Below are 8,400 nucleotides of genomic sequence, written 5' to 3'. Positions count from 1 at the left end.
CGGGCGGCGGCCTCCAGCTCGGCCAGCAATTCCGCGAGGTCGAAGCCTTGGCGCGCGGCCACGTCCTGGAGGGTTTCGAACAGCTCCCGGCACAGCAGGCACACGCCCACGGCCTCGCCCCGGGCGCGCAGCACGGCCTCGGCCGCCGGGCTCAGGCATACGGCGTCCAGCAGGGTCGTGCCCGGGGCGAAGCGCGCGGGGGCGCCGCCGGGCTGCCGGGCGCTCATGGCCCGCACTCCCCGGGCTCCTCGGCCAGGGCGGCCTCCAGGGCCGCCGGGATGTGCGGCACCAGTTCGGCGATGGCCGAGCCGGGGTTGGGCCTAGCCAGGCGCCCGGCCAGGCGGTTGGCCCGCGCGGCCAGGCGCGCCGCCACGGGCACGGGCCGCCCGCTCTCCACCAGGGCGGCGGCCAGCCCGGTCACGCTGTCCCCGGTGCCGCCCATGGCCTCCATTGCCTCCTCGCCGGGGCCATCCACGGTGAACAGGACGCCCCCGGCGTCGGCCACCAGGTCCACCGCGCCCTTGACCAGCAGGCAGGCGGCGGCGTTGCCCCCCGCGTAGGCCCGGCGGACGTGCTCCGGGGCGGCGCCCTCCTCATGGAGCAGGAAGCCCCGGGTGTAGAAGGGATGCGGCGCGGCCTCGTCGGCCAGGAAGGCCAGCTCCCCGGCGTCGGGGGTGAACAGGTCGTAGGCCGGGGCCTGCCCGCTCATCTTGGCCGCGTACATGAACCCCGCGTCGGCCACCAGCCGGGGCCTGCGGCGCATGGCCTGCGCGGCGAAGAGCACCTTGTCGTGCCACATGGCGTCGGGCATGAGGTAGTGGAAGGCCAGGGTGGAATAGTCGCGCCCGGGCAGCACGTCCACCAGGTGGGCGTAGAGGGCGCGGCTGCCGTGGCCCAGGCCCTGGTCCCCGGCCAGGAAGGCGTGGGGCCCCGGCAGGCCGAGCACGGCGCAGGCCGCGCAGGCCGCCGCCAGCAGGGCCGGGGTGCCCCGGTCCGTGGGTACGGGCCGCCCGGCCACGGTCAGGGCGCCGCCCGTCCAGAGCGCCGGGCCCTCGAACACGGGCGCCGCGGGGTCGGGCAGGGTGCCTACGACGGCGAGCATCGCCTCTGCAACTCCTCGAAAGCCAGGCCCAGGGCGTAGCCGCACAGGGTGTGGCCCATCTCGCGCGGGGACGGGGCCTCGTCCAGGCGGCGGCCGACAAGCAGCGCCGCGAGGTAGGGCACGTCCGGGCAGCCGCCGCCCGACACGTTGACCAGAACGCCCGTGGACTTGTCCACGGTGAGCTTCATGTTCGCTGCGCGGACCATGAGGTGCGTGCCGAAGTCCTTGACCTGGAAGATGTCCACCGGGGTCAGCAGCGGCCCGGTCACGGGCACCACCTCCAGGGGCTGCGGCCCGCCTCCGGCCGCCAGCAGGCGCCGCACGCGCAGTTCCTCCACCAGCGGGAAGGTGACCACCAGGTCGCAGCCCTTGCGGATTTCCGGCGGCGGGCCCATGACCGCCACCTGGACCCCGGCGTCCCGCAGCAGCTTCTGCGCGCGGATGACCTCGCTGGTGTTCTCGAAGACCAGCAGGCCCCGGTCCGGGCCTTCGGGCGCGCCCTGGGCCCGGGCGGCGGGGGCGGGCTCCGGGCCCGCCCCTCCCGCGCCCAGGCGGCGCAACAGCCCGCGGATCATGCCTTGGCGATGGCCAGGCGGTAGGCCCCGGCCTCCTCGGCGACGGACTCCACGGTCCAGCCCTTGGCCTGGGCGGCCCGGGTCACGTTTTCCCTGGAGGCCTCGGTGTCCACCAGGACCTCGATCCGCCCCGAGCCCTTGGCGGCCAGGGCCGCCAGGGTATCCAGCACCGGCTGCGGGCAGGACAGCCCGCGCGCGTCGACGATGTCGCTCATGATTGTCTCCTGCTATGCCTTGGCCCGCATGGTCAGCCCGAAGTACACACACACCGCCAGCCCGACCACCACGGCGGCCACGCCGTGCGGCCCCACGCCCGCCGGGGAGCTGGCCAGCCCGAAGTTGTGGGCGAAGGCCGCGCCGGCGAACATGCCCAGCACGAACACGGCCGCGTCGCCGTCGCCCTCGCCGGACAGGAAGAGCTGCCGCCCCGGGCACCCGCCCGCCAGGGCGAAGCACAGCCCGGCCAGGAGCATGCCCGCGAAGTTCCATATCTGGTGGGTATGGGCCACGGGCTGGCCCTCGAAGCCGATGGCCACCTGGCCCAGCGTGGCGTTGACCACCACCGCGGCCGCGAACAGGGCCAGCACGCCGGACAGCAGGTGCCCCTGGCGGAACAGGATTACGTCGCGGAAGGCGCCCATGGTGCAGAAACGGCTGCGCTGGGCGACGAAGCCCACGAACAGGCCCACGGCCAGGGAGATGGCCAGGGGCGCGTGCATGGCCCCCGGGCCCTTGGCGCTGTAGAACAGCACCCCGCTCTGGGGCTCGCCCGGCACCTGGGGATAGAGCAGCATCAGCGCCAGGGCTCCGGCCATGAGCAGGGGCATGACCAGCCCGGCGCCGGGGCGGGTCTGCTGGCTGCGGCCAAGGGAATAGCCGCCGCGCAGGAACAGCGTGCCGACCCAGACGCCGCCCACCAGGCCCGCCAGCCCGAACACGGCGCTCAGGTCGCCGCCCGCCAGGCGCAGGATGGCCCGCCACGGGCAGCCCAGGAACACCAGGGCCCCGATCATGGCGAAGGCGCCGAGCACGAAGCGCACAACGGGCGAGGAGCCGCCCCGGGGCCGGAAATCGCGGAACAGCAGCGCGGCGGCCAGGGACCCGAGGACGAAGCCGATGATCTCGGGGCGCATGTACTGGACCACGGCGGCGCGGTGCAGCCCCAGGGCTCCGGCCATGTCGCGCTCGAAGCAGGCCACGCAGACGCCCATGTTCCCCGGGTTGCCCCAGAATTGCAGCAGCGGCGCCAGGATGCCGATGGCCAGCCCCACGGCGACGATGCCTGCTCTCGACGCAAAGAAGTTTTTCATGCCCCCTCCCGTGTTGTCCTGGGTTGCGCCGGCCTCCCGGGACCGGCCCATTGCACAGGCTATCCTGTAGAACAGGGGCACGCGAGCCGCAAATTGTTAGTTTTGGCTCCTCTTTGGCCAACTTATCGACAAGGCCTATGGATGACGGCGGCAGGCGGGGGGCCGGGCGGGCCTATTCGGCCAGCTGGCGCAGGCGGGTTTCGATGACCAGGGGGTTGGGATAGGTCTGGCGGATGGACTCCAGCAGGGCGCGGGCCTGGGCCTTCTGGCCCTCGGCTTCGAGTATCTCGCACAGCATGTAGGTGCCCAGGGCGTGCAGCTCGGGGTCCAGCCCGGGCAGGGCCAGCAGGCGGTCCAGCCAGACCCGGGCCTGGGCGCGGTTCTTGAGCAGGCTGTAGGCCTGGGCCAGCTCGTACATGCAGCGGGCGTGGGGCGTCTGGTCCCCTTCCTGCTCCAGGCAGGCCAGCATGGCGTCCTTGGCCATGCCGTAGCGCCCCTGGTACTGGTGGATCTTGCCCAGGTTCCAGTGCACCTCGGCGGCCTGGGCCGGGGCCAGGTCGCCCTGGTCCAGCAGGGTCTGCCAGGTTTCGCTGGCCTTGTCCCAATCGCGCAGGCGGGTGTAGGTCTCGGCCAGCTGCCAGGAGAGGTCGACGAAGCGCTCGGAGTCCTCGGAGTATTCGAGCTGCATGGCCTCCAGGAGCCGGGCGGCCTTCTTGTCGTTGCCGGTGACGGTGACGCTGATGCGCACCAGCTGCCGCCAGGCGTCCCAGCGTCCGTCGCCCTGGGGGTTGGCCTGGAGGTAGCTTTCGTAAAGGGTTTCGGCCTTGAGGTAGTTGCCGTTGGCGAACTCCCTGTCGGCCTGGGCGAGGGGCGCCTCGCCCAGGCCGGAGGAGCAGGCCCAAAGGGCCAGACAGAGCAGCAGGACGCCGCCGAGTCTAGTCTTCGGCATCGGGGGTATCGGGGGCATCGGGGGCATCGGCGGCACCGGGAACGTCGGCGTCCTCGGGCTCGTCGCCCTGCTCCGGCTGGTCGGGCAGGGGCTCGGTGGCCGACAGGTCGCCTTCGAGCTGGTTTTCACGCACCAGGTCGAAGTCGGCGACCTGGGCGCCCTCGGCCATGGACACCAGGCGCACGCCCTGGGTGGCGCGGCCGACCCGGCGGATGCCGTCCACCGGGATGCGGATGACCTTGTTCTCGGAGGTCATGAGGATGATCTCGTCGCTGGGCTCGACCATGACCGCGCCCAGGAGCTGCCCGGTCTTGGGCGTGGTGCGCATGGTGATGATGCCCTTGCCTCCGCGCGACTGGAGCCGGTAGAGGTCGTAGGCCGTGCGCTTGCCGTAGCCCCCGCCGGAGACGCACAGGATGTCGCGGGTTTCCTGGGCGTCGGCCACCACGACGGCGACCACCCGGTCGCCCCCGCGCAGGGCGATGCCCTTGACCCCCGCCGTGCCCCGGCCCATAGGCCGCACGTCCTGGCAGGAGAAGCGGATGGAGAAGCCCCCCGCCGTGACCAGGACCACCTCGTTGTCCTTGCCGGTCTCGATGACGCGCATCAGCTCGTCGTCGTCGCGGATGTTCACGGCGATGATGCCCGTGGAGCGGCAGTTGGCGTACTGCTCCACCTCGGTGCGCTTGACCATGCCCTTGCGGGTGACGAACAGGAAGTAGCGCCCGGGCATGAAGTCGCGCAGGGCCAGGGCGCAGGTGACGAATTCGTCGCGGCCCAGGGGCAGCAGGTTGTTGATGTGCACGCCCTTGGCCGTGCGGCTGCCCTCGGGAATCTGGTGCACCTTCATGCGGTACATGCGCCCGTTGTTGGTGAACAGGATCAGGCTCTGGTGGTTGGACGTGGTCAGGAAGTTGAGGATGAAGTCGCCGTCGGAGGTGTGCACGCCGAAGACGCCCTTGCCGCCGCGCTTCTGCTGGGCGTAGTGCTCCAGGTTGGTGCGCTTGATGTAGCCGCGCTGCGACAGGGTGATGACCACGTCCTTGTCGGGGATGAGGTCCTCGATGTCGATGCCGCACAGGTCGTCCTGGACGATCTCGGTCTTGCGCGGGGTGGCGAAGATTTCCTTGAGCCGGGCCAGCTCCTCGCGGATGACCCCGCGCAGCACGCCGTCGTGCTCCAGGATGCTCTTCAGGTATTCGATGGTCTTGAGCAGCTCGGTGTATTCCTCGATGAGCTTCTCGTGCTCCAGCCCGGTCAGCCGCTGCAGGCGCATGTCCAGGATGGCCTGGCTTTGCGGGTCGGACAGGCCGAAGCGCCGGCGCAGGGCGTCCTTGGCCTCCTGGGGCGTCTTGGAGCCGCGGATGATGGACACCACCTCGTCGATGTTGTCCAGGGCGATGCGCAGGCCTTCGAGGATATGCGCCCGGGCCTCGGATTTCTCCAGGTCGAAGCGGGTCCGCCGGATGATGACCTCGCTTCTGTGCTCCAGGAAGTGGCGCAGGATGTCCTTGATGTTCAGAAGCTGGGGCCGGTTGCCCACGACGGCCATCATGTTGTAGCCGAAGGAGGACTCCAGGGGCGTGTACTTGTAGAGCGAGTTGATGATGATTTCGGGAATGGCGCCCTTCTTGAGGTCGAGCACGATGCGGATGCCCTTGCGGTCGGACTCGTCGCGCAGGTCGGACACGCCGTCGATGCGCTTGTCCTGCACCAGCTGGGCGATCTTCTCCACCAGGGAGGACTTGTTCAGCGCGTAGGGAATCTCGGTGATGACGATGGCTTCCATGTCGCGCTTGCGCTTTTCGACCTCGACCTTGCCGCGGATCTTCACCGTGCCGCGCCCGGTGCGGTAGGCGTCCAGCATGCCCTGCCCGGCGTAGACCGAGCCCCCGGTGGGGAAGTCCGGGCCCTTGACGTGGCGCAACAGGTCGTCCACCGAGCAGGCCGGGTTCTCCAGCTGCTCCAGGAGGGCGTCCACCAGCTCGCCGAGGTTGTGCGGCGGGATGTTGGTGGCCATGCCCACGGCGATGCCCGACGAACCGTTGAGCAGCAGGTTGGGCACCTTGGTCGGCAGGACCACGGGCTCCTGGAGGGAGCTGTCGTAGTTGGGCCGGAAGTCCACGGTCTTCTTGTCGATGTCGGCCAGGAACTCACCGGCCAGGCGCGACATGCGGGCCTCGGTGTAGCGCATGGCCGCCGCGGCGTCGCCGTCGATGGAGCCGAAGTTGCCCTGGCCGTCCACCAGCGGGTCGCGCATGGAAAAGCCCTGGGCCATGCGCACCAAGGCGTCGTAGACCGCCGAGTCGCCGTGGGGGTGGTACTTGCCGATGACATCGCCGACCACGCGGGCGGACTTCTTGTAGGGCCGGGTGTAGGTGTTGCCCAGTTCGTGCTGGGCGAACAGGATGCGCCGGTGCACGGGCTTCAGGCCGTCGCGCACGTCGGGAATGGCGCGGCCGATGATCACGGAGAGCGAATATTCCAGGTAGGATTTCTGGATTTCCTTTTCGATGCTGATGGTCGGATTGTCCACGAAGCTTCCTCGCTGTTATGACCTGTGGGCCTGGGCGGGCGGCGCCGCAGGCCCGGCTGGCCGGTCCGCGTCGCGCGCGGGGCGGCGACCGGGGGCTGTGAGCCTGTGCTCGAAGTAACCTGGGGTCCGCCCCGCGCGCGACGGCGCCGGGCATCCCGAGGGACCGCTCTTCCGGGCGCGGGGCCGCCGCGTCCGGCGGCGGCGACCGTTCGCCGCTTTCCATACCCCATTTCCCGGCCGGACGCAGCATCTGGAAACGGCCCCGGGCCGATTTCCCGTCCGCCGGGCTCACTGTGCGCAAAACCGCGCGCGGCGGCGGGGTCCGCCGCCGCCGCGCGGGCGGGGGGCGGCGCCTGCGGCGCTACGCCCTGGCCGCCTTGGCGGCCTCGCCGACCTTGGCCAGCAGGTCCTCCAGGGCCACGGGCTTGATGAGATAGTCGAAGGCGCCGAGCTCCATGCCCTTTCTGGCCGACTCCACGCTGGCGTGGCCGGTGAGCATGATCACCTGCACCCGGGGGTGGCGGCGGCGCAGCTCGGCCAGCACCTCCAGCCCGTCGCGCCCGGGCATGCGCACGTCCAGGATGACCACGTCCGGCTCGCGCTCCTCCACGGCGGCCAGGGCCTCGTCGGCCCCGCCGGCCAGGCGTACGGGGATGCCCCGCCAGCCCAGGCGCTTGCCGTACATCTCCAGAATCTTCAGCTCGTCGTCGACGACCAGCACGTCCACGTCCTGCACTGGCTCCTCCCCGCACACGCGGCGGTTGATCCGGCCACCCGCCCCCAGGGACGCCGCTCCGGCCGGCCCGGGGGCGTCCGCCGCAGGCATGGTGCTTGAGGCGGAGGATTTTGTCCAGCCGTCCGCGAAGCGGCGGGGTGCGGCCCTTGCGGGGGGGCCGCTTCGCCGGGGCGGGCCGCCGGGGGGCCGGGCCGCCCCGCGCCCGCAAAAAGGGGCCGCCCCCCGGCGGGGAGCGGCCCCATGCCCGGCCCCCAGGGCCGGGAGGCGGACCCGGGGCTAGATGAACAGGAACTGCACCACCACGAACAGCGGCACGAGGATGCCAGCGCTCCAGGCCATGTAGCCGAAGAAGCTGGGCATCTTCACTCCGCCGGTCTCGGCGATGGAGCGGACCATGAAGTTCGGCGCGTTGCCGATGTAGGTGTTGGCGCCCATGAACACCGCGCCGCAGGAGATGGCCAGCAGGGTGGAGGCCATGCTGGTCATCAGCTCCCCGGCGTCGCCGCCTGCGGTGTTGAAGAACACCAGGTAGGTCGGCGCGTTGTCCAGGAAGCTCGACAGGATGCCCGTGAGCCAGAAGTACATGGCGTCGACGGGCTCGCCGCCGGGGCCGGAAACCATGTTGATGACCCCGGACAGGGCGCCCTTGGTTCCGGCCTTGAGGATGGCGATGGCCGGGATCATGGACAGGAAGATGCCGATGAACAGCTTGCCGACCTCAACGATGGGGAACCAGTCGAAGTCGTTCTTGCGGCGGTTCTCGGCGGTGGTGAACTTGAGCGACAAGAGGGCCATGCAGATCAGGAGCAGGTCGCGCAGCACGTTCTGCAGGGCGACGTGGGTGTGGTAGATGTTGAACTCCACCCCGGGGTTCCACATGCCGCTCATGAGCACGCCGCCCACGATGCCCGCCAGGAACAGCAGGTTGATCTTGCCGTCCAGCCCGAGCTTTTCGCTGCCCGCGTCCGTGTCGGGCATGGCCGGGCGGCCTTCCTTGTTGAAGAGCACGGTGTCCACGGCGAAGTAGATGGCCAGGAGCACCACGGCCAGGAACAGCATGGGCAGGAACATGTGCGTGGTGGTCCAGAAGAAGTCCACGCCCTTCAGGAAGCCCAGGAACAGCGGCGGGTCGCCCAGGGGGGTCAGGGAGCCGCCGATGTTGGCCACCAGGAAGATGAAGAAGACCACGGTG

The 8,400-nt window shown here is 70.6% G+C and carries 9 protein-coding genes; all 9 read right to left on the bottom strand.

What is annotated here, in order from left to right; translation table 11 throughout:
* Positions 1–227, bottom strand: a 227-nt coding sequence (locus M0P34_RS11115; protein WP_291499052.1) for a hypothetical protein, incomplete at its 3' end; no start/stop codon positions are given.
* Positions 224–1,102 (bottom strand): NAD(P)H-hydrate dehydratase, encoded by an 879-nt coding sequence (locus M0P34_RS11110; RefSeq protein ID WP_291499050.1) that lies wholly within the window; start codon positions 1,100–1,102, stop codon positions 224–226. The genes M0P34_RS11110 and M0P34_RS11115, both read right to left, overlap by 4 nt.
* Positions 1,087–1,677, bottom strand: coding sequence for a DUF3343 domain-containing protein (locus tag M0P34_RS11105; RefSeq protein ID WP_291499047.1), 591 nt, complete (start codon positions 1,675–1,677; stop codon positions 1,087–1,089). Before M0P34_RS11105 ends, M0P34_RS11110 begins: the two co-directional genes overlap by 16 nt.
* Positions 1,674–1,892: a sulfurtransferase TusA family protein gene (locus M0P34_RS11100; protein ID WP_291499045.1), complete on the bottom strand. Its 219-nt coding sequence runs from the start codon at positions 1,890–1,892 to the stop codon at positions 1,674–1,676. Before M0P34_RS11100 ends, M0P34_RS11105 begins: the two co-directional genes overlap by 4 nt.
* Positions 1,893–1,904: 12 nt before the next feature.
* A complete protein-coding gene (yedE, locus tag M0P34_RS11095; protein WP_291499043.1) occupies positions 1,905–2,987 on the bottom strand; it encodes a YedE family putative selenium transporter in 1,083 nt (360 codons plus the stop codon).
* A 172-nt stretch (positions 2,988–3,159) separates the two neighbouring features.
* Positions 3,160–3,936, bottom strand: a complete 777-nt coding sequence (locus tag M0P34_RS11090; RefSeq protein WP_291499041.1) for a tetratricopeptide repeat protein — start codon at positions 3,934–3,936, stop codon at positions 3,160–3,162.
* Entirely contained in the window at positions 3,923–6,472 is a 2,550-nt protein-coding gene (gene gyrA, locus M0P34_RS11085; RefSeq protein ID WP_291499039.1) for a DNA gyrase subunit A, read from the bottom strand. Before gyrA ends, M0P34_RS11090 begins: the two co-directional genes overlap by 14 nt.
* Positions 6,473–6,833: 361 nt before the next feature.
* Complete coding sequence (locus M0P34_RS11080) at positions 6,834–7,208, bottom strand: response regulator (RefSeq protein ID WP_366062533.1); 375 nt, start codon at positions 7,206–7,208, stop codon at positions 6,834–6,836.
* Between the two features lie 276 nt (positions 7,209–7,484).
* Positions 7,485–8,400: sodium:proton antiporter (locus M0P34_RS11075; RefSeq protein WP_291499037.1), on the bottom strand; the 916-nt coding region annotated here is incomplete at its 5' end.

The organism is Desulfocurvus sp. (genome assembly GCF_023230885.1).
Taxonomy (GTDB): Bacteria; Desulfobacterota; Desulfovibrionia; order Desulfovibrionales; family Desulfovibrionaceae; genus Desulfocurvus.
Note: the sequence above shows the minus strand (reverse complement) of the source record. Positions and strands in the feature narration are given on the sequence as shown.

Bases quoted from the DNA above. Each gene is read 5' to 3' on its own strand.
- M0P34_RS11110 (WP_291499050.1), bottom strand. From the start codon at position 1,102: ATGCTCGCCGTCGTAGGCACCCTGCCCGACCCCGCGGCGCCCGTGTTC.
- M0P34_RS11105 (WP_291499047.1), bottom strand. From the start codon at position 1,677: ATGATCCGCGGGCTGTTGCGCCGCCTGGGCGCGGGAGGGGCGGGCCCG.
- M0P34_RS11100 (WP_291499045.1), bottom strand. From the start codon at position 1,892: ATGAGCGACATCGTCGACGCGCGCGGGCTGTCCTGCCCGCAGCCGGTG.
- yedE (WP_291499043.1), bottom strand. From the start codon at position 2,987: ATGAAAAACTTCTTTGCGTCGAGAGCAGGCATCGTCGCCGTGGGGCTG.
- M0P34_RS11090 (WP_291499041.1), bottom strand. From the start codon at position 3,936: ATGCCGAAGACTAGACTCGGCGGCGTCCTGCTGCTCTGTCTGGCCCTT.